Origin of the sequence: Lysinibacillus sp. NPDC048646 (assembly GCF_050272295.1) — a bacterium.
Lineage (GTDB): Bacteria > Bacillota > Bacilli > Bacillales_A > Planococcaceae > Lysinibacillus.
On record NZ_JBNNLZ010000001.1, the window covers coordinates 26,516 to 48,013 of the forward strand.

The following is a 21,498-nucleotide window of genomic DNA, read 5'->3' on the forward strand; positions in this document are numbered from 1 at the left end:
TTTCCTGGGGGCGCCCGATGAGCCGTTTGGGCATACGTTATAACAAATGTCATTCCCTACTATTGGTGATGAGCCAATTATATCTTTTTCGCTCATTTCGGAAAAATAGGGAACACGTTATGTTGTGTTCCCCATTTTTGTCTAGAAAGTTCTAGATATTATTTGGTTAGGATCAAATGTAAGCCAGTCCATTAATGAACTAGTTTCACAAAATTAGTTACCTTTAACTTGGTTCATTACTTCTTCAGCAAAGTTATCTTCACGTTTCTCGATACCTTCACCTACAGCGTAACGTACGAAACCTGTTACATTACCACCAGTTGAAGCAACGAAATCACGTACTTTTTGGTCAGAGTTTTTAACGAATGATTGGTCAAGTAAGCAAACGTCTTCGAAGTATTTACCAAGACGACCTTCAACCATTTTTGCTACGATGTTTTCTGGTTTACCTTCGTTAAGAGCTTGTTCAGTTAACACTTTACGCTCATGTTCAACTTCTTCAGCAGAAACTTCTTCACGAGAAACATATGTTGGGTTAATAGCAGCGATGTGCATAGCTACATCTTTTGCAGCAGCTTCATCAGTAGAACCTTCTAAAGTTACTAATACACCAATACGTCCACCCATGTGTAGGTAAGAACCGAATGCATCTGCATCAGTTTTTGTTTTAATTTCAAAACGACGTAGGTTAATTTTTTCACCGATTGTTGCAACAGCAGTTGAGATTTGGTCAGCGATTTTTACGCCTTCAGCGTTTTCAAGCTCAAGAGCAGCTTCAACAGATTCTGGTTTAGCAGCTAATAATTGTGCAGCAAGTTGTTCAACTAATACTACGAATTTATCGTTTTTAGCTACGAAGTCAGTTTCAGCGTTTACTTCAATTAAGATCGCTTCGTTACCTTGAGCTAAAATGTAAGTTGTACCTTCAGCAGCGATACGATCAGATTTTTTAGCAGCTGATGAAAGACCTTTTTCACGTAAGAAGTCGATTGCAGCTTCTAAGTCACCTTCAGTTTGTACTAACGCTTTTTTACAGTCCATCATACCAGCGCCAGTTTTTTCACGTAATTCTTTTACTAATTGTGCAGTAATGTTTGCCATTTAGTGTTTCCTCCTCGAATTGGTAGAGATTATAGTGATTAGGTTCTAAAAAAGGTGATAAGGGGGTCTGAGCCACTTATCACCTTTTTGTAAACGTGAATTACTCAGCAGCAGCTTCTACAACTGGAGCTTCTTCTTCACCTTGTTTTGACTCAATTAACGCGTCAGCCATTTTAGCAGTTAAAAGTTTAACAGCGCGGATAGCATCGTCATTTGCAGGGATTACGTAGTCGATTTCATCTGGATCACAGTTTGTATCAACAATACCTACTAGAGGGATGTTTAATTTGCGAGCTTCAGCAACAGCGATACGTTCTTTACGTGGGTCAACCACGAACATAACGTCTGGAAGATTGTGCATATCACGGATACCGCCTAAGAATTTAACTAGACGTTCGTGTTCTTTTTTAAGTTGGATTACTTCTTTTTTAGGAAGAACTTCGAAAGTACCTTCTTCTTCCATTTTTTCGATAGCTTTCATACGTGCAACACGTTTTTGAATAGTACCGAAGTTAGTAAGAGTACCACCCAACCAACGTTGGTTGATGTAGTAGTTGCCTGAACGTTCAGCTTCGTCTTTGATCGCATCTTGTGCTTGTTTTTTCGTACCAACGAAAAGAACTTTACCACCGTCTTGACCAACTTGACGCATGAAGTCGTAAGCTTCCTCTAATTTTTTAACAGTTTTTTGTAAGTCGATGATGTAGATCCCGTTACGTTCAACGAAGATAAATTTCTTCATTTTTGGGTTCCAACGACGAGTTTGGTGACCGAAGTGTACACCAGCTTCAAGTAATTGTTTCATAGAAATTACTGACATGTGAATTTCCTCCTAGAATGTTTGGTTTTTTTCCTCCGCATTTATCATCTGCAACAAGCTACCCTGACTATCAGAGCACCACTTACTACATCAAAATGCGTGTGTAATGATAACACCATTTGCTAATATACCATAGGACATGCATATCCGCAACTATTTTAACTATGAAATTTCAATAAAAGTTCAATTTCTGTCTTACCTTTTTGTAACTGTTTGGCAATTTCCTCCGCAGTTTTTCCTTGCTTCGCTAGTTGCACGACTTGTTGTTCCACAGTTATTGGCTTCAGCTCTTCTTTTAGCGTGACATCCTTTGTTTGAGAAGTAGTTTGTGCTGTCACGCCAGCCTGCTGTTGACGTGAATAAGCATTGGCTACTATACTTTTAGAGACTAAAATACGCGGTTCGCTTTCAGAACTAGTAGGTGCCAATATAGTTTCTTCTACCTTCGTTTGAGAATGCTTGTGATCTTGTTCTTTTTGCTGAACAATTTCCTCAGCCTGTTGGACCACATGTGTATTAATTTCAGGTTTAGGTACGGCCTGCAACTCTTGAATCAAGCGATTATTTTCATCCTGCATATCTGCTAAATAGAGACTAATCGTATCATCCATTTCTCGCATTAAGCGTTCCTGTTTATTTTCTAAATCCTTGAATTTTGCTAGTTTCGTATTCAGTATAACAATGAAGTAAAATGAAAGTAGCTGTAAAACAAACAAAACAGCTATTAGTATGGTTGTCATAGTAAACTCCTATCCACTAAAGTCCACGAAATTCCCTTTAAACGGGTGTTGGGCCTGTTTTTCTGGTTTTTCGTTACTATTCTTTTTCTTTTTACGAGTACCTTTTATGTACTCTCCTCCCCCTTCTTCCTCTTCACTAATCTCAACCATACCCTCTGAAGTATTCACAACTTTCTGCTTACGCTCTAATTCTTTTTTTAGCGCCTCATTTGCATGTGCTTGCTGAGCCAAAGTTTGTTGTTGTGCCTGATCTGCCATTTTACCCGCTTCAAATGTTTTCGGAATAGCTATTTGTAATTCGACACCTTTTAAACTCATGAGACTCCCTCCTTCAAAGTTCTGTACTTATTCGCTTATTACACATTTAACATTTCATTCGACAGCAACTTTCGTAGCTTTAATAATGCCTTCGAGTGAATCTGTGAAATACGTGATGTTGACAATTCCAACATTTCACCAATCTCTGTCAATGTTAGTTCCTCAGTATAAAATAAACTAAGTACAAGCTGTTCTTTGTCATTTAACTTTTGTATATTGGTGGTTAAGTCGCCCAGTAATTCTGAATTTATAACAACCTGCTCCGGGGTCTTCGTCGTATCATCACGGATGATAAACGCCTTTCCCTCTGTTTCTTCCTGATCTTGTTGCTCATTAATAGATAATACATTCGAAAAGAAATGCTCTTGTACAGTTTGGTATACTTCGTCTACTGGTAATTCCATATGATTGGCGAGCTCTTCAGGTGTTACATGACGCATATACTTTTGTTCTAACTGTTCAATCTGAGCATCCAATTTTTTAGCCTTTTCTCGTGCAGAACGCGGCAACCAATCTTCCTTACGTAAGCCATCTATAATCGCCCCTCTTACTCTAAAAGAAGCATATGTATCAAATTTCAAGTCTCGATTAATATCGAATTTGTTTAAAGCATCAAAAAGACCTAACATGCCTAAGCTTGTTAAATCGTCTCGCGATACGCTCTTCGGTAAACCTGCACCAATTCGCTGTACATGGTAAGAAACAAGAGATATATATTTTTTTATAAGTAAATCACCCGCATCCGGATCACGATCATTGATCCAGCGACTCCACAGCTTTTTTTCTTCGTTCAGAATTGGTTGTGTCATGAAATCCACCTCTCTTTAAAAAAAGCGCATTCGAGCCCGTTCACACGGAAAAGCTACTGCGAGCCCGAAGCAAAAGTATATGTTCTACCACTTTTGCACGAGAAACTAAAGCATCTCGAGCGTATGACGCGAATGAGTAGACATTGATAAAACTGATGCCATTCTTTCCTATATTATAACAAGATTCGCCATCATTTCATATGTTTCTCTAACACTATTATATGATTCTTCCCTATTCCCTCTTTTGGCATAAGAAAAACTGCAAACAATTGTTAGTTGGACACTAACATTGGATGCAGTTCGAGGTTGCCTGGTTTTATGCATTTACTTGTTGTTCATCTTCACGACTCATCATCGTACGTACCACTTGTGCTATATCTTCTGTACTTTCATCTTCAAACTCAACAGTTGAGCTTTTGTTCAGTTTTATCTGATTCTCGTCATTTTGTTCATCAGACACATTTTCTTCAAGCTCACTCTCTGTATGCATTTGGTTGGCATCCGGAGTAAATAATATATATGTGATTAACAATCTTACAAGGTACATAACGAAAAAGACAATTAGTGCGACTACAAATGAGCCGATGATAATACGTAATGGCGTAAAAGGTTTTTGTAATGTCATAAAGAAATAAATAGAAAAGGCAATTAATGCTCCCCATAGGTTATAAAAAATAGAACCAAACATTATATTTCGCTCACTCCTTGGTTAACCGTTCGGATATGTAATGTCGAAGTCGCAGGATTAAATTCGATTGTTCTACCGCTATTACCACCAGTATCTTCAGCAATTAGAGGAATTCCTTGACGCTTCAATTCACTCTTCACAGCTTCTACATTACGTGGACCGATGCGCATTGAATCCTTGTCCGAAGAGAATTGAAACATCTGCGCACCACCCGCGATTTTAGCCTTTAACTTGAATTTTTGAACGCCCTCTAGCTTCAATAAGTCAATCATGCCTAAAATTCCAGTATCAGCAAATTTTGCCACATTAATCGTCTCTGATCTACCCAAGCTAGAATCTGGTAGCATCACATGTATTAAACCAGCAATTTTTTTTGACTCATCGTATAAAATAACACCTACACAAGAACCAAGTCCTGAAGTTCTTATCGTATTTGGTAATTTTGCTACATCCATTTGTGCAATTCCAACTTTTATTACTTGTCCACTACCATTTATCATAATCTATGATACTCCTAATGCTTTAAAAATAGCATCAAATGAATCTGGATCTGGTAGTAAGAAGAAATGTCCTCTTACAGTTTCATGATCCTCTACCCCGTCTTCAAAAATGGATGTATTTATTACGATAACATTATCACTGACATGCGATAATTCAATTAAGCCAATACTGATGATTGCACCAAACATGTCGACACTTAGCCCTGGCACAGTTGGATAAATTTTTAAATTTGTAAAGTCTGACAATGCCGATAAATATGAACCCGATAAAATATTACCCATTTCCTGCATGGCCGATAAACCTAATTCAGAAACAGGTGGTTTTTTAAAGTCGAACGATTCATCATATATTAGCCGTCGGATAAAGCGATTAGCCTGCTCGATAGGAAGGATGAAAAACATACTTCCTTCAGCATCACCCTCGATGCGTAAAAAAATCCCAACAACGACGTTTTCAGACCCTCCAGCGAGTTCCATCATGTCATTAAACGATACCATCTCAACTTTTGGTACACGCATGTCGATTTTTTTACCAAGTAAGTTGGAAAGTGCTGTCGCAGCATGCGCAGCACCAATATTTCCAATTTCCTTTAATACATCTAAATGTAGTGATGTAATTTTTTGATTAAATGTCATAATCGATCCCTACTTTAGTGGATTTAATACTTTCTCTAAATGCAATAAAATCAATAATCGCTTGTCTATTTTTGCCACACCTGAAATAAACTCCTCTTCAAGTGAACCAACTACTTCTGGTTGTGGTTCAATTGAATTTGCTGGAATATCTATCACATCGTTTGCCGAATCTACTACGAAACCTACTTCCATATCCTCTAATGAAATAATGATAATACGAGTTGTTTCTTCATGTTCAGAGATTGGTAACTCAAAGCGTTCACGTAAATCCACAATTGGTGTTACAACACCACGAAGGTTAATAACACCTTTCACATAATTCGCCGTTTTAGGCACGCGTGTAATATGCATTAACTTCTCTATTCCTTGAACGTGTGATACTGGAATGGCATATTCCTTATCTGCTAATTGGAAGACGATCACTTTAATACTTTCTTGTTCAACTGCGTTTGTCATTGTTAACACCTCTCTTATTCATTCACCTTATTTAATAAGTGCGTTGCAGTCCACAATTAAGGCCACTTTACCATTTCCTAAAATTGTGGCACCCGAGATTGCAAAGATATTTGTTAAGTAATTTCCTAATGATTTCAGTACAATTTCTTGTTGGCCAATGAATGAATCTACAACTAAACCAGCAAGTTTTTCACCTTTACGAACTATGACTACTGAATGGAACTCATCATCTTGTAGCTCTTTACGAGGTACCTCAAAGATTTCCTCTAAGAATACAAGTGGTACAACTTTACCACGGAAATCGATTACTTTTTGGTTATGCGCATTCATAATATCTGATGAACGGATAATAGATGTTTCAATAATCGATGATAACGGAATTGCATAAATCTCTTTTTCGATTTCTATTAGCATGACTGAGATAATTGATAATGTTAAAGGTAATTGAATAGAGAAAATAGAGCCTACATCTTGCGTAGATTCAATCGAAATATTTCCGCCTAATGATTCAATGGTCGTTTTAACAACATCTAAACCTACACCACGACCTGATACGTCAGAAATGACATCTGCTGTCGAGAAGCCTGAAGCTAGAATTAGTTCATTGATTTGTTTATCAGACATTGAGAACGATTGTTCTTGTGTGACAATACCTTTTGAAATCGCTTTTGCTAGTACTTTATCACGATTTATGCCTGCTCCATCATCCTCTATCTCGATGAAGACGTAGTTACCACTATGATAAGCACGTAATTCAACTGTTCCCTCCTCTGGCTTACCCTTAGCGCGGCGAGCTGTTGGATTTTCAATGCCATGATCGACAGAGTTACGAATCAAGTGAACAAGTGGATCCCCGATTTCATCAATTACAGTACGATCCAGTTCAGTTTCAGCACCAATGATTTCAAGATTAATTTTTTTGTTTAAGTCACGCGATAGTTGACGAATCATTTTTGGGAAACGATTGAATACTGTTTCAACAGGAACCATACGCATCGTTAAAATAATCGTCTGTAAATCACCCATTACACGGCTCATACGCTCAACCGTTTCATTTAGCTCAGTATGATTTACTTCAGTCGCAATTGACTGTAGACGTCCACGATCAATGACAAGTTCCTCAAATAAGTTCATTAATATATCTAGACGTTCGATATTAACACGAATTGTTTTATTCCCAACAGGTGCATGCGCTTTAACAGGAGTAGCTGTTTTTACTGGTACAGGTGTTGGTGCTGGAGTTGCTACCTCTTCTAGCGTTGCTGTCGCTGCTACTTCTTTGTGTACTTCATACTCTTTTTCGTTGAATTTCCCATGATTGATCGTTGAGACGTTTACTTCTTCCACCTCAGAAACTTTCATTAACTTTTTCTGCATATCTTCAGCAGATTCTTTTGTAACGAAGGCCACATAAAATTGTTGATCAAACTGTTCGTCTTCAAGCTTCTCTACTGTTGGAGAAGATTTAATGACATCTCCATCTTTTTCTAAAATTTCAAACACCATAAATACTCGTGCCGCCTTTAATAGACAGTCTTCACGAAGGCGTACCGAAATTTCAAAAGCATTAAATCCTTGTTCAGTAGATTGAGTAATAACCGTTTGTTCAAAACCATCATATGCTAACACATATGCTTCAGACGGCGTCTCAATCGTTGTTGCAACAATTTCGGGTACCGCTTCCTCTCCTGATTCAATACGCTTTAATTGTGCTACGGTTGAAGAAACATCTCGTTTTCCATCTCCACCGTTTGCAATATCCATGACCATTTCCTCTAAATGGTCTACAGATTCAAATACAACATCTAAAATTTCTGGCGATACATGAATTTTTTCATTTCGAATTGCATCTAATACATTTTCCATTTTATGCGTTAAATCTGCTAAATCTTCGAATCCCATTGTCGCTGACATACCTTTTAATGTATGAGCCGAACGGAAAATTTCCCCAACAATAGCCAAATCATCTGGGTTTTTTTCTAATTCTAATAAATGTTCACTACAAGCTTGTAAATGCTCTTTACTTTCTTCGATAAACATCTCTAAATATTGATTGACTTCCATAAGAGGACACCCCTTTTAAGGCAAATATTTCATAATTGTTTGTGCAATATCATCCACATCAGCAACTTCATCGACAAGCTGCGTTTCCACCGCAGCTTTCGGCATACCATACACTATGCAAGTATCAGCTGACTCTGAGATAGCAATCACATTCCCGGTACTTTTTAATGCTTTTAATCCGTTAGAACCATCATGGCCCATACCTGTCATAATGACTGCTACCTTATCAAAATCTTTAATTTGGCTCACGTCTTCGAACATCACATCTACTGATGGGCGATGTCCAGATCGTGGTGGTTCATTATTATCAAGGACGACACCAAAGGAGGTACCTACTTTTCTTATTTTCAAATGATACCCACCGGGTGCGATATACGCTACTCCATTTTGTAAAATATCGCCTTGCTCTGCTTCCTTTACAGTAATCTCACTCAATTGATCAAGACGGGAAGCAAGTGATTTTGTAAATCCAGCCGGCATATGTTGGACTATTAAAATTGGCGCCTGTATCTTTTTAGGAATTTTCGTAATCACTTCCTGTAGAGCACGTGGTCCACCTGTAGATGTACCAATAAGCACAATTTTCTTACTAACTCTACTCCATTCCATATATGGCTTTTTTACCTCAGGTACTACTGACGAAACATTGACTGAAGTAGCCACTTTTCGTTCACTTATTATTTCTTTTCTTATGGTACTCGCTGTTAACGTTGGTCCTTGTTGTTTTTTGCTACCAGAAGGCTTTTTCAGTTTGGAAATAGGTACCAACGATGCTTGTTCAACCTTGTGGACAAGTTCAGTTTGGATTTTATGTAAATCAAGAGAAATTGTTCCGCTAGGCTTTGCGACAAAATCAACTGCTCCATATTCAATGGCCGTTAATGCATTTTCAGCCCCTTTTTGAGTTGTACTTGAAAGCATGACCACAGGTACTGGACATATTGCCATAATTTCATTTAAAGCATCAAGTCCATTCATTTCAGGCATTTCAATGTCCATTGTCACGACAGTCGGCTTTAATGTTTGAATTTTTTTAATCGCATCTTTGCCATTTCGTGCTGTTCCAACTACTTCAACCTTCGAGTTTCCAACAAAAAAGTCACTAATTAGCTTTCGCATAAAAGCAGAATCATCTACAACTAATAACTTGCTTTTATGTAAAAAGTCCAATTAATCACGCCCTTTCGAAAAAATACTTCTAAGTTTAGATAAGAATTTACTCCCAGACTGTTCATGTCCATGTACTTCCTCCACACGGTGTTCTACAAAACGAGCCACTATCAGTTGAAGTGTCTTTGAAATAGGTGCATCTGGGTAAGCAATCGAAAAAGGCACTTGTTCGCGCACAGCCTTACGCACAACGGCATCCTCAGGTAATGAACCTAACACGGTGACCTCTTTGTCTAAAAACCGTTTCATGGTAAGCTTTAAACGTTCATTTGTTTCAATTCCTTCTTCTTTAGAAAAAGCACGATTACAAAGAATATATATTTGCTTATCCACATCTCGTCCATGAATATATTTCATCATCGAGTAGGCATCTGTAATAGCGGTTGGCTCGGCTGTCGAAATAACAATAATTTCATCTATCGACGTTAGTAAATCGAGTGACCAATTTGTTGCACCTGCTCCCATATCAAACAAAATATAGTCGAAGCTTTTTTGTAGTTGTTCAAAAGCATAAATCAATTGTTCAAACATTACATCTGACCAATCCAGTACACTCGCCATACCTGATCCCCCAGAAATATACCGTAAACCGTATGGACCTTCAAATATTACCTCATCTAGTATTTTATTTCCATCTAAGTAATCTTTTAAACTATAGGAAACATTTTTTCCAATTAGTATATTGATATTGCCCATTCCAATATCCATATCTATGATTACAACTTTTCTCCCTTTACTCGCTAATGTAGTTGCAAAATTCATGGAAAAGTTACTTTTACCAACTCCACCTTTTCCGCTTACAACAGCGATAGCTCTAGCTAATTCTCCTTGCCGTCTCAGCATTTTCAAGCGCAATGTTTCTGCTTGGTCTCTCATTTTTCTTCACCTTGGAAAAACAAATTAAGAACTGCTTCTAATTCAGCTTCTTCAATATCTTCTGGTACTTCTTGACCATTCGTATAGTAAGCAAGTCCTTTATTATATTTAATCATTAAATTAATCATTGTGCCAATAGAATTTGTTTCATCAATCTTTGTAAAAATCATTTTTTCAATTGGTAACTGCTTAAACTGGTCAATAATATTCGTCATATCTTTTTCTTTTGCTGTCATAGCAAGCACTAAGAAGGATTCAGCTTGATCGTCAAACTTAATAAGACGCTGTAAATCATCCACATACTTTACTTCTTTATAATTTCGACCAGCTGTATCGATAAATACTAAATCCAAATAGGACAATCGTTGGATAGCATGTTCAAAATCCGTTGCATTATAGGCAATTTCAACAGGTGCCTGTAGAAGACCAGCATACGTTTTTAACTGCTCAATCGCAGCAATTCTGTATGTATCAGTAGTAATAAAACCTATTTTTTTCTTTTTTTCTAAAACCGCCCTTGCTGCCATCTTAGCGATTGTTGTTGTCTTTCCTACACCAGTTGGACCAAGGACATTAATATACTTTCTTTCATACGATAAACCACCTATTGGAAGGGTTTCAAGTTTTTTACGCAATAAATTTTTCGTGATAAGCTTGCATTGTGAGAAGTTGATTTCGGATGCTTCTTTAAAATGCATAAAAAGCTCATCACCAATCGTTGTGATGAGCTCCTCATTTAGCTCTTGTTGTCTTAAGTATTCAATGAAGGGTAAGAGTTCATCGGGATATTGAGCTTGGGTCGTCTTCTTATGCATCGATTGCATTAAAGATTTTAAATCTGCAATTTCCTTCCTCAATTCTTCTGGAATGCCTGTATCCTCGTGCAAGGTCGTTTCATACTTTGGTTGTGTTAGGTGAATCTTTGTTTGTACAGCATTTGTAATCTCTTGTAAACTTGCATTTTCTTTACTAGATGGTGCTACAGGTGTGATAGCAGTTTTTGGAGCCACACTGCTTGGCTCCATTGTATCAATACCTGCTACAACTTCAAAATTCTTCTTTTTTACTAGTCCAAAAAATTTCTTTGTCACCACTACTTTTGAATTCAAAATGACAGCATCTTCGCCTAAATCAGCACGTACAAGCTTCATTGCTTCTGGTATGGACGATGCATAATATTTTTTCATTTTCACTGAACATTCACCACCCCAACACTTTGAATTTCAACCGTAGCATCAAGTTCATTATAAGATAGAACTGGAATTTGCGGGAAATAACGTTCAGTCAGCTGACGTAAATACAAACGAACTGCTGGTGAACATAAAATAATAGCCGATTGTTCCATAAATGAGACACGTTCTACCTCAGCTGCAATGGATTCTAACACAATTTGAGAATCTTGTGGGTCCATCGCTAAATAATTTCCATGATCCGTTTGCTGAATACTGTCAGCAATCATTTTCTCTACTTTACCCGAAACAGTAATAACTTTCAATGACGTGCTGTCCCCGACATATTGCGATGTTATTTGGCGCGCCAATGACTGACGTACGTACTCAGTTAATATATCGGTATCACTCGTTAATTTTGCATAGTCTGCTAGCGTTTCGAAAATAATTGGCAAGTTACGCACAGATACATTTTCTCGAAGAAGCTTACCCAGTACCTTTTGGATTTCTCCTGTCGATAACGGAGCAGGCGTTAATTCTTCGACTAAAATTGGATGTGTTTCGCGTAAATGATCTATTAATTGCTTCGTTTCTTGGCGTCCTAATAATTCATGAGCATTTGCTCGAATCATTTCAGTTAAATGTGTTGACACAACACTCGGTGGATCCACAACTGTATAGCCAAACATTTCAGCATCCTCTTTTACTTGTTCTGTAATCCATTTTGCAGGTAGACCAAAGGACGGCTCAACTGTATCAATACCTTCAATTGAATCATCGTCTCCTGGGCTCATAGCTAAATAGTGATCAAGTAACAGTTCGCCTTTCGCCATTTCATTTCCTTTTATTTTTATGCGGTATTCATTTGGCTGTAACTGAATATTATCACGAATACGAACAACTGGAATAACAATCCCTAGTTCTAATGCTAGCTGACGGCGAATCATGATGACACGGTCTAATAAATCTCCACCTTGCGCAGCATCCACTAGAGGAATTAAGCCATAACCAAATTCAAATTCAATTGGGTCCACATTTAATAAATTCACAACATTTTCAGGGCTCTTCATGCCGTCTGTTGCCACTTCTTCCTCAATTTCAAGTAATTCTTCTTCATCCTCAGGCTTCTTACGTTCCATCATGTATGCACCTGCAATTAATGAAATACCAATAGGTAGCGTTACCCAGTTAGGAATTGGCGTAAATAAGCCTAGTAATACAATTGTACCACCTGCAACATAGAGTAATTTTGCTTGTGCAAATAGCTGTCCCGTGATATCTTCGCCGAGACTACCTTTAGAAGATGCACGTGTTACAACAATCCCTGTTGCTGTAGAGATGAGTAATGCTGGAATTTGTGAAACGATACCATCTCCCACTGTGAGCTTGGAGAAATGCGTTGCTGCTTCCGCAAACGGTAAACCCATTTGCACAACTCCGATAATGATACCAAATAATAAGTTGATAATGACCATGACCATGGAGGCAATGGCATCTCCTTTTACGAATTTCGTGGCACCATCCATCGCCCCATAGAAATCCGCTTCTCCAGCTACTTTATCGCGACGTTCACGTGCCTCGCGCTCTGAAATAACCCCTGCGTTTAAGTCTGCGTCAATACTCATTTGTTTACCAGGCATCGCATCTAAAGTAAAACGTGCTGCTACCTCTGCTACACGCTCTGCCCCTTTTGTAATAACAATAAACTGAATTAGGACAAGAATTAAGAATACAACAAGACCCACGAGAACATTCCCGCCCACTACGAAATCCCCAAAGGTTTCAACAACAGAACCGGCATCCCCAGTTGCTAAAATCGCTCGCGTTGTGGATACACTTAGTCCCAGTCGGAACAAGGTTGACAGTAAAATAACTGAAGGGAAGATAGAGAAGTCTAACGCTTCCTTCATACTCATTGCTGTTAATAGTATTATTAATCCTAAAGTAATATTCATGACGATTAAGAAACTTAACATCCAAGGAGGAAGAGGGATGATGAGCATCGCTACGATTAGAATAACCGCACCTAAAACCCCTATATCGCGAACTTTCATTTGTGTCCCTCCTACATAAAAGCTTTAAATTTTCCGCTTAATACGATAAACATAAGCGAGTACTTCTGCTACTGCTTTGAAAAATTCATCTGGTACCTGGTCGCCAATTTCCACCTGATCATACATCGCACGTGCTAATGGTCTATTCTCAACCATAATGACATCATGTTCTTTCGCAATCAGTTTAATTTTTTGGGCAATAAAGTCTGTACCCTTTGCGACTACTCGTGGGGCATCCATACTTTCCTCATCATATTTAAGAGCAATCGCATAGTGAGTTGGGTTTGTTATGACCACATCTGCACTTGGAACCTCTGACATCATTCGACGCATCGCCATCTCGCGCTGACGTTGTTTGATTTTAGATTTGATAAGTGGGTCACCCTCACTATTTTTATATTCATCTTTAATGTCCTGTTTGGACATTTTAAGATTTTTTTCATAATCATGTTTTTGATACATCCAGTCCAATAAGGATACACAAAGTAAGACAAGCGAAGCTGCAATTCCCATAATACCCACAAGTTTTCCAACTGTAATGAGGGTCATCCACGGGCTTTTAAAGGATAAAGCCAATACTTCAGGTAAATTTGTCCAAATTATTATTGTTGTAACCCCACCAATAAAGGAGATTTTTAATACCGATTTTAAAAGTTCAACAATTGCTTTAACAGAAAATATTTTTTTTAGCCCTTTAATGGGGTCCATCTTTTTTAAATCAAATTTCATTGGTTCTAATGTGAATAAGAACCCAAATTGCAAAAAGTTACCTGCCAATGCACCTACAAATGCTATTGCCATTATTGGCACGATAATATATGCCATTTCCGTTAATGTTTCTGTAAATAAGCGCATAACACTGTCAATTGTTAGTGTTTCTACACGTATGTTATGAATGAAAGTTTGTCTGAAAAAAGCTAAAAGATCGTCTCTTAGTGAGCCTGCAAAAAAGAAGAGGAAGGTAAATACCATGAGCATAACAATGGCACTTGATATATCCTGACTCTTGACGACTTGACCTTTTTTACGTGCATCTTGTCGTTTTTTAGGTGTCGCCTTTTCTGTTTTTTCACCTGCAAAAAACTGTAAGTCTAGTTCCAGTAGTAGCAACATTTTATCCACCACCTAAAATTGCCATTAAATCACGCATAGCGTAGATCATAATTGTAATAAGTTTTTGAATGACTTGTATCATAACCGCCATCATTGTGAATAGCACTAAAAAGCTGACACCGATTTTTATAGGGAAACCTACAACGAAAATGTTCAATTGTGGGACGGTTTTTGCAGTTATTCCTAGCGCCAAATCGACTAGAAATAATGTTGCTATAACAGGCGCAGCCATTTGAAAAGCAATGGCAAAGACGGCAGTAAATGTTGTCATGATAAACTGGATATAATCTTCATTCGCAAAATTAGGGAATCCTTGGTCCATCGGTAAGAATTGATAACTATAGTAAATTCCATCTAGAATCATATGATGTCCATCAATCGCTATTAGTAATAATAACGCTAACGTATTGAAAAATTGACCAATTAATGGACTCTGTGCCCCTGTCTGCGGATCAATAATATTAGCAATAGCAAACCCCATTTGGAAATCGATAAAGCTTCCGGCGATTTGAATTGCCGACATGACGATGTAGCCTACTAGACCAAGTAATAGTCCAATAAGTGCTTCCTTCATCACTAAAAGTATGTAATCACCATTAAAAAGAAATGGCTCTACGTCGATTGTATAATACATCATCCAAGCTAAAACGAACGCGAGAGTAATTCGTACTTGCTGTGGAATTGTTCTGTACGAAAAAAAAGGTACAGTGACAAAGAAAGCTGTAACACGTACAAGCACTAATAAGAAAATCGTTATTTGAGGGATTAATTCATTCATGTACTCACCCTATATAACGCGTTAAATTCTCAAAAATGTCTCTCGCATAGCTCGTAACTTGTGATAACATCCATGGCCCAAAGAATACAATTGCCATTAATACAGCGACAATTTTTGGAACGAATGCTAATGTTTGCTCTTGAATCGAAGTTGTTGCTTGAAAAATACTTACCGCTAAACCAGAGATTAAAGCAACTAATAATAGCGGTCCGCTTGTTAGAAGGATAATCATAATGGCACGCTCTGCAATTGAAATGACCATTTCACTTGTCATACTGTATCATCCCCTAAAAACTTTGTAGTAAGGATTTCATTACGAGGTACCAGCCATCGACAAGTACAAATAATAAAATCTTAAACGGCAATGAAATCATAACCGGTGGTAACATCATCATCCCCATCGACATTAACGTACTCGCAACAATCATATCGATTACCAGGAATGGAATGAAAATCATAAATCCAATTTGAAATGCTGTTTTTATTTCGCTCAGGGCGAAGGCAGGTACAAGCATTGTTAATGGAATTTCTTCCACAGATGCTGGTTTTTCGGCTTGATTATACTTTAAAAATAAATCTAAATCTTTTTGCCTTGTATGCTTACTCATAAATTCCTTAAAAGGCACACTTGCACGATCATAAGCTTCCTCTAGCCCTATTTCTTCGGCAAATAATGGCTGTAATGCATCCTTATTAACCTCTTGAAACGTTGGAGCCATGATGAAGAATGTTAAAAATAAAGCAAGACCGACAATGACCTGATTAGGAGGCATTTGCTGGGTCGCTAGTGCTGTACGTACAAACGACAACACAATCACGATTCTTGCAAATGAAGTCATCAAAATTAAAATACTCGGTGCAAGTGATAATACCGTTAATAATAATAGTAGTTTAACAGAGGTGGAAACATTGGTCGGATCACTACCAGAAAGGATGTCGATTACATCATTCATTTATCATCATTCTCCTTTTGTTTCCATTTCTCTAGTTCTTCACTACGCTCCTGTTTAATTTCAGATATCTTTTTTTCAAATAGTTCACCAAACGAGTCTTGATTTTGCTGTGTTGTTGAACTATGGGTATTTTTTTTCTTAAACTTAGAAAACAATTCAGTTATATAAGGTGATGTTGCTGCATATTCTTGTCGTTCGTTATAGAGTGCTAGTAGTGCTTCAACTTCCTGAGGGTCTTTAATTTCACGTAACAGTTGTACATCCTCACCGACACCAACTAAATATAGTGATTTTCCAACTTGTAGAAGTTGCACAGATTTTTGTGCACCTAACGATAAACCGCCTAAATTTTGTACCATTTGATTCCGTTGAAAGGTTAAATTTCTTTTATTTAAGAACTTCATCAACCCATAAAATAAAGCTACAACAAATATAAGCGCCAAAACCATTTTTATGTATTCCCATGTAGACACGTCTCCAGCTGCTGAGACAACTGAATCTTCTTTAGCAGCTGGGTCTGAGTCATCCTTACATGCTTCTGGTTTCTTCATACAGTACTCAATACTATTCGTATCGGCGTTAGCATAAACAGAAGCTGATATTGGGTACAAAAACAGGAAGGGTACAAGAAATGCAAAAATCATCGTTTTACGAAATGATTTTAACATTTGCATGCAATCATCCTAGTGCTTTTTGAATCGCTTCAATTACACGGTCTGCTTGGAAAGGCTTAACGATAAAGTCCTTCGCACCCGCTTGAATTGCATCGATTACCATTGCTTGTTGTCCCATTGCTGAACACATGATTACAGTAGCTCCTGGATCTGTTCCCTTAATTGCTTTAAGAGCTGCAATACCATCCATTTCAGGCATTGTAATATCCATTGTTACTAAATCTGGTTTTAACTCGTTGTATTTTTCAACAGCCTGTATACCATCAGCAGCTTCCCCTACAACTTCAAAGCCATTTTTCGATAAAATATCCTTGATCATCATGCGCATGAATGCAGCATCGTCTACAATCAAAATTCTTTTAGACATGGTTAACTCCTCCAATTGAAACTATCTTAAATTATTTAAACGCTCTGCTTGACTTAAAACATCTGTAATGCGAACACCGAAGTTTTCATCAATAACCACAACTTCACCTTTAGCGATTAAACGGCTATTTACTAGAATGTCGACTGGTTCTCCAGCTAATTTATCTAGTTCAATAATCGATCCACTAGCTAGTTCTAAAATCTCTTTAACAGAACGTTTCGTACGTCCTAACTCTACAGTAACTTGCAATGGAATATCAAGTAGCATATTTAAATTTCTAGCTTCAGATTGCGAGATTACATTTGGATCAAAGCTAGCAAACTGTGCTTGTTGAACATTGACAGGTTGTACAGGTCTTGGTGATGTGGGAATCTGTTGTTCTTGGTACATTGGTTGTTGTACTGGTTGTTGATACATCGGTTGTTCTACAGGCGCTACAGGTTGTTGATATACCGGCTGTTGCGGTGGCGGCGCTTGTTGTACAGGTGGTGGCGCTATAGGTGGTGCTTCAGGTGCAATCGTTGCAGCCACAGGCTCTTCACTCACCCCTGTTTCTCCTAATAAAGACTTTACAATGTTTTGGCTAAATCTCAGTGGTAATAATTGCATTAAATTCGAATCAATTAAATTACCAATTCGCAGTCGGAATGATACTTTCACAAGTAAATCATCTTCCGGAATATTATCTCTGCCTTCATTTTGAGAAATATTCATTAAATCTATAGTTGGTGGTGAAATATCTACCTTTTTGTTAAATACTGTTGACATTGACGTTGCAGCCGAACCCATCATTTGGTTCATTGCTTCTTGTACTGCACTTAGCTGAATTTCGCCTAGGTCTGGTTTTGGATTTAATCCATCCCCACCTAACATTAAATCTGCAATAATAGCTGCATCTGATTGTTTAATAACAAGTAAATTCATACCTGTTAAACCAATCGTGTATTCAACTTGTACAGCTACATAAGGATGCGGAAACTCCTCTTCTAATTTATTGCGATTAATCATTGAAATACTTGGGGTAGTAATATCTACTTTCTGACCTAATAACGCTGACAGTGCCGTAGCAGAGCTACCAAAAGATATATTGCCTACTTCACCTAGTGCATCTTGAGCAAACGAATCAAGGTAATCCTCTACTCGTATTTCATTCATTTCATCATTTGCAGAAGCTTCGGTGTCGCTGTTTTTATCTTCCAACGTCTCGCCCCTTAATAACGCTTCAATTTCTTCTTGGGAGAGCATTTCATCACTCATCTTCGTCTCCTCCTTTCAAAGGGTCGATAATCTGGATTGCTAATTTCTTACCTTGTTTTCCGGGTTGTACTGTGAATTTAGGTAATGTTCCTACTTTAAGCAATAGTGGGTCTTCAATTTTTTGCTCTAATTGAATAACATCACCAATTTGCATCATGAGGAAATCTTCAATGGTAATGTCTGTAATACCTAACTCAACAGAAAGTGGTAATTGTGCTTGTTTCACACGTGTTTCAAGCATTTTCGTTTGCTCTGGAGACATCTCTTTTGTATTTGTCTGCATCCAGTAGCGTACCGAAAGATTTGGTACAATTGGTTCCAAAACAACATGCGGAATACAAATATTAATCATACCGCTTGTCTCACCGATAATCGTATTTAATGAAATAACGACGACCGTTTCATTGGGTGAAATCATTTGTAAAAATTGAGGATTTACTTCAAGTTCAACTAAAATCGGATCGATTTCAGCGACATTTTCCCATGCCTCACGTAAATTATCGAATGAACGTTCAAAAAGGTTTGTCATAATTTTTGTTTCGATTTCAGTTAGGTTATCAACATTACTATGACTCGCCCCACTACCGCCCATTAGACGATCTAGCATTGAGTAGGCAATATTAGGATTTATTTCCATTAATATATTACCATCAAGTGGTGGTACTTCAAACACATTAATGAGTGTCATATTCGGAATCGAACGTACAAACTCTTCAAATGGTATTTGGTCTACTGATGCTACCGTAATTTGCACATAGCTTCTTAGCTGTGCAGAAAAGAAAGTAGTCAATAGTCGTGCAAAGTTTTCATGTATTCGGGTCAAACTTCGGATTTGATCTTTTGAGAAGCGTAGCGCTCGTTTAAAGTCATATACTTTAACCTTTCGCCCCTCGTCTTCTTTTTTAATATCATCCGCTGACATTTCACCGGTTGATATTGCGGAAAGAAGCGCATCTATCTCAGATTGGGATAACACATCTCCTGCCATTTGCCCACCTCCATTTCAAGCAGTTTCTGTTTTTTAAGTTGTGATGAAGGAGGTAATATACACTTGCTGAATTTCTCCCTCTTGCATCAGTTCGTTTAATCGTGTTTTTAGAGCCTTTTGGAACATTTGCTTACCTTGTTTACCTTCCAAACTTTCGAGCGTCATTTCAGAAAGTTCCTCAATAGCGATGTTATTCGTTTGGTACAGACGTTTTGTTAATTCAGCAGCAGCATCCTTACTTGTTGTTTGAATTTTTAGCGTCATGCGTACAACTCGTTTATCGGAAAGATTTGTCGTAATTTCTGGCACATCCACAAGTGTTTCTACGACTTCATCAATCGTTGGCTCAAGTGTTGCTGCTGGCTTATTGAATTGAGTAAGTAATACAACCGCGATAACTCCAATAAGTATAATTGCCACTAATACAATGATGAGCATCGTTAACATTTTATTATTCTTCATCTTCTTCACCTCGTAGATGCGGGTTTGATAGTATTTGTATATTTTTATAAAAGGCAGTTACCTTTTGTCGCACCTCATCTTCACTCTGTAAAACAATGACTTTTGTTCCAGTCGTCAAAGTAATGGTCGTATCTGGAAAAGATTCGACTGTTTCTATGTATAAAGCATTTAATGTAAATGCTTTGCCATTTAGACGTGATAGTTCAATCATTGAAATAGGGCCGGGTCTAGCGAGAGAGCCGGCCCGACCCTCCCTCATATTGAAATTTATGTTTCTATAGTGCAGAACGCCATACACCTAACAAGCACGTCCTGTGGCTGATGCAACACTAGCACAATATAAAACCAGAGTACTAATGTAAAAGTATTTCTTGATCCTTGAGATTAAACGACCTCGAGGGTTAGGCATTCAGAGATAAATCTAATTTAATCAATTACTCAAAACTATCGTTTTAAGTTCACAAGTTCTTGAAGAATTTCATCGGAAGTTGTGATAATACGCGTATTTGCTTGGAAACCACGTTGTGCAACAATCATCTCTGTAAATTCCTCAGAAAGGTCTACGTTTGACATTTCTAAGAAGCCAGGATTAACAGAACCAATACCTGCCTGTGTTGCAATTTGTACAACAGGATCGCCAGAGTTAGCAGTTGTTTGGAAGTAGTTACTACCTACTTTTTGAAGTCCTTCCGCATTCGGGAACTTCGCCATAATAATTTGTCCGGCATATTGGCGTTTACCATTAACATCCACATAACTGATTGTTCCATCTTGTCCAATGTCCATAGATTGTGCTGTTGTTGGAATTTTGATTGGACGTACACCATCTAAATCAATAGCCCCGTCCACATATAAATTCTCTGTATTGTCAGCTAAGCCATTTGCTTCTTTATCTTCATCAGCTGTACTTACACCGTCTGGATCTACCTCTGTAATGAGATCACCTGGATCAATTGCATGTCCTACAAGATATTTACCTTCTGTATTTACAATATAACCATTTTCATCCATGTAGAAATTCCCTGCACGTGTATAAACAGTATTAGAAAATCCTTCTTCATCAATAATACCATCCACAGGCGCTGCATTTGCATCAGCAACCATAAAGAAACCTTCACCTTGAATAGCAAGGTCGAGAATACGTCCAGTATTTTGACGAGACCCAGTGCCATGCACCGTATCAATTGCTGCCATAGTCGTTCCTAAGCCTACTTGCATAGAATTTGTTCCCCCGCGTGTACCAGTAGGCCCTGAAGCTCCTGTTTGTGTTTGAGACATAAGGTCTTTAAAAATTACACGCCCCTTTTTAAAGCCATGTGTATTAACGTTTGCGATATTATTACCAATAACGTCAAGCTTTGTTTGGAAGTTTTTTAAACCTGAAATACCTGAATACATAGAACGTAACATAATTGTCGTTCTCCCTTCTTTTATCAAATAGCCTCGAGATTTTTAATGAAAATTGTGTGCTTCAATCAGTCAGCTACACATAAGGCTCCCTTACA

The 21,498-nt window shown here is 37.8% G+C and carries 25 protein-coding genes; all 25 read right to left on the reverse strand.

Features of this window, described 5'->3' with window-relative positions:
• Positions 1-213: 213 nt before the first annotated feature.
• A complete protein-coding gene (gene tsf, locus ACQKII_RS00115; protein ID WP_427455158.1) occupies positions 214-1,101 on the reverse strand; it encodes a translation elongation factor Ts in 888 nt (295 codons plus the stop codon).
• A gap of 100 nt (positions 1,102-1,201) precedes the next feature.
• Positions 1,202-1,921, reverse strand: a complete 720-nt coding sequence (gene rpsB / locus ACQKII_RS00120; protein ID WP_427455160.1) for a 30S ribosomal protein S2 — start codon at positions 1,919-1,921, stop codon at positions 1,202-1,204.
• Between the two features lie 158 nt (positions 1,922-2,079).
• The gene (locus ACQKII_RS00125; RefSeq protein ID WP_427455162.1) at positions 2,080-2,661 is read right to left on the reverse strand and encodes a hypothetical protein; all 582 of its coding nucleotides are present in this window, start codon (positions 2,659-2,661) and stop codon (positions 2,080-2,082) included.
• A gap of 9 nt (positions 2,662-2,670) precedes the next feature.
• Entirely contained in the window at positions 2,671-2,979 is a 309-nt protein-coding gene (locus ACQKII_RS00130; protein ID WP_427455164.1) for an RNA polymerase subunit sigma, read from the reverse strand.
• Positions 2,980-3,017: 38 nt separating this feature from the next.
• Positions 3,018-3,788, reverse strand: coding sequence for a FliA/WhiG family RNA polymerase sigma factor (locus tag ACQKII_RS00135; RefSeq protein ID WP_427455166.1), 771 nt, complete (start codon positions 3,786-3,788; stop codon positions 3,018-3,020).
• 316 nt (positions 3,789-4,104) lie between these two features.
• A complete protein-coding gene (locus ACQKII_RS00140; RefSeq protein WP_427455168.1) occupies positions 4,105-4,476 on the reverse strand; it encodes a hypothetical protein in 372 nt (123 codons plus the stop codon).
• Positions 4,476-4,976, reverse strand: coding sequence for a chemotaxis protein CheD (locus tag ACQKII_RS00145; protein WP_427455170.1), 501 nt, complete (start codon positions 4,974-4,976; stop codon positions 4,476-4,478). The genes ACQKII_RS00140 and ACQKII_RS00145 overlap by 1 nt, the downstream gene beginning before the upstream one ends.
• A 3-nt stretch (positions 4,977-4,979) precedes the next feature.
• Positions 4,980-5,612 carry a chemotaxis protein CheC gene (locus ACQKII_RS00150; protein ID WP_143997680.1) on the reverse strand — a complete coding sequence of 211 codons (633 nt, stop codon included), beginning with the start codon at positions 5,610-5,612 and terminating at the stop codon, positions 4,980-4,982.
• A gap of 9 nt (positions 5,613-5,621) precedes the next feature.
• The gene (locus tag ACQKII_RS00155; protein ID WP_427455172.1) at positions 5,622-6,068 is read right to left on the reverse strand and encodes a chemotaxis protein CheW; all 447 of its coding nucleotides are present in this window, start codon (positions 6,066-6,068) and stop codon (positions 5,622-5,624) included.
• Positions 6,069-6,095: 27 nt separating this feature from the next.
• On the reverse strand, positions 6,096-8,132 hold the full coding sequence (locus ACQKII_RS00160; RefSeq protein WP_427455173.1) for a chemotaxis protein CheW: 2,037 nt from the start codon (positions 8,130-8,132) through the stop codon (positions 6,096-6,098).
• A 15-nt stretch (positions 8,133-8,147) separates the two neighbouring features.
• Entirely contained in the window at positions 8,148-9,302 is a 1,155-nt protein-coding gene (locus ACQKII_RS00165) for a protein-glutamate methylesterase/protein-glutamine glutaminase (RefSeq protein ID WP_427455175.1), read from the reverse strand.
• A complete protein-coding gene (locus ACQKII_RS00170; protein ID WP_427455177.1) occupies positions 9,303-10,178 on the reverse strand; it encodes a MinD/ParA family protein in 876 nt (291 codons plus the stop codon).
• Entirely contained in the window at positions 10,175-11,371 is a 1,197-nt protein-coding gene (flhF, locus tag ACQKII_RS00175; RefSeq protein WP_427455179.1) for a flagellar biosynthesis protein FlhF, read from the reverse strand. The genes ACQKII_RS00170 and flhF overlap by 4 nt, the downstream gene beginning before the upstream one ends.
• On the reverse strand, positions 11,368-13,401 hold the full coding sequence (flhA, locus tag ACQKII_RS00180; protein ID WP_427455181.1) for a flagellar biosynthesis protein FlhA: 2,034 nt from the start codon (positions 13,399-13,401) through the stop codon (positions 11,368-11,370). The genes flhF and flhA overlap by 4 nt, the downstream gene beginning before the upstream one ends.
• 24 nt (positions 13,402-13,425) lie before the next feature.
• Positions 13,426-14,514 (reverse strand): flagellar biosynthesis protein FlhB, encoded by a 1,089-nt coding sequence (gene flhB, locus ACQKII_RS00185; RefSeq protein ID WP_427455183.1) that lies wholly within the window; start codon positions 14,512-14,514, stop codon positions 13,426-13,428.
• A 1-nt stretch (position 14,515) separates the two neighbouring features.
• Positions 14,516-15,292 carry a flagellar biosynthetic protein FliR gene (gene fliR, locus ACQKII_RS00190; RefSeq protein WP_427455185.1) on the reverse strand — a complete coding sequence of 259 codons (777 nt, stop codon included), beginning with the start codon at positions 15,290-15,292 and terminating at the stop codon, positions 14,516-14,518.
• Between the two features lie 4 nt (positions 15,293-15,296).
• Complete coding sequence (fliQ, locus tag ACQKII_RS00195) at positions 15,297-15,566, reverse strand: flagellar biosynthesis protein FliQ (RefSeq protein ID WP_427455187.1); 270 nt, start codon at positions 15,564-15,566, stop codon at positions 15,297-15,299.
• 13 nt (positions 15,567-15,579) lie between these two features.
• Positions 15,580-16,245 carry a flagellar type III secretion system pore protein FliP gene (gene fliP / locus ACQKII_RS00200; RefSeq protein ID WP_143997671.1) on the reverse strand — a complete coding sequence of 222 codons (666 nt, stop codon included), beginning with the start codon at positions 16,243-16,245 and terminating at the stop codon, positions 15,580-15,582.
• Positions 16,242-16,913 carry a flagellar biosynthetic protein FliO gene (locus ACQKII_RS00205; RefSeq protein WP_427455189.1) on the reverse strand — a complete coding sequence of 224 codons (672 nt, stop codon included), beginning with the start codon at positions 16,911-16,913 and terminating at the stop codon, positions 16,242-16,244. The genes fliP and ACQKII_RS00205 overlap by 4 nt, the downstream gene beginning before the upstream one ends.
• Positions 16,914-16,923: 10 nt before the next feature.
• Positions 16,924-17,286 carry a response regulator gene (locus ACQKII_RS00210; protein ID WP_427455191.1) on the reverse strand — a complete coding sequence of 121 codons (363 nt, stop codon included), beginning with the start codon at positions 17,284-17,286 and terminating at the stop codon, positions 16,924-16,926.
• A 21-nt stretch (positions 17,287-17,307) separates the two neighbouring features.
• Positions 17,308-18,543 (reverse strand): flagellar motor switch phosphatase FliY, encoded by a 1,236-nt coding sequence (fliY, locus tag ACQKII_RS00215; protein ID WP_427455193.1) that lies wholly within the window; start codon positions 18,541-18,543, stop codon positions 17,308-17,310.
• Positions 18,536-19,531 (reverse strand): flagellar motor switch protein FliM, encoded by a 996-nt coding sequence (gene fliM / locus ACQKII_RS00220; protein ID WP_427455195.1) that lies wholly within the window; start codon positions 19,529-19,531, stop codon positions 18,536-18,538. The genes fliY and fliM overlap by 8 nt, the downstream gene beginning before the upstream one ends.
• A gap of 33 nt (positions 19,532-19,564) precedes the next feature.
• On the reverse strand, positions 19,565-19,993 hold the full coding sequence (gene fliL / locus ACQKII_RS00225; RefSeq protein ID WP_427455197.1) for a flagellar basal body-associated protein FliL: 429 nt from the start codon (positions 19,991-19,993) through the stop codon (positions 19,565-19,567).
• A complete protein-coding gene (locus ACQKII_RS00230; RefSeq protein WP_427455199.1) occupies positions 19,983-20,204 on the reverse strand; it encodes a flagellar FlbD family protein in 222 nt (73 codons plus the stop codon). The genes fliL and ACQKII_RS00230 overlap by 11 nt, the downstream gene beginning before the upstream one ends.
• A gap of 233 nt (positions 20,205-20,437) precedes the next feature.
• Entirely contained in the window at positions 20,438-21,403 is a 966-nt protein-coding gene (gene flgG / locus ACQKII_RS00235; protein ID WP_427455201.1) for a flagellar basal body rod protein FlgG, read from the reverse strand.
• Between the last annotated feature and the right edge of the window lie 95 nt (positions 21,404-21,498).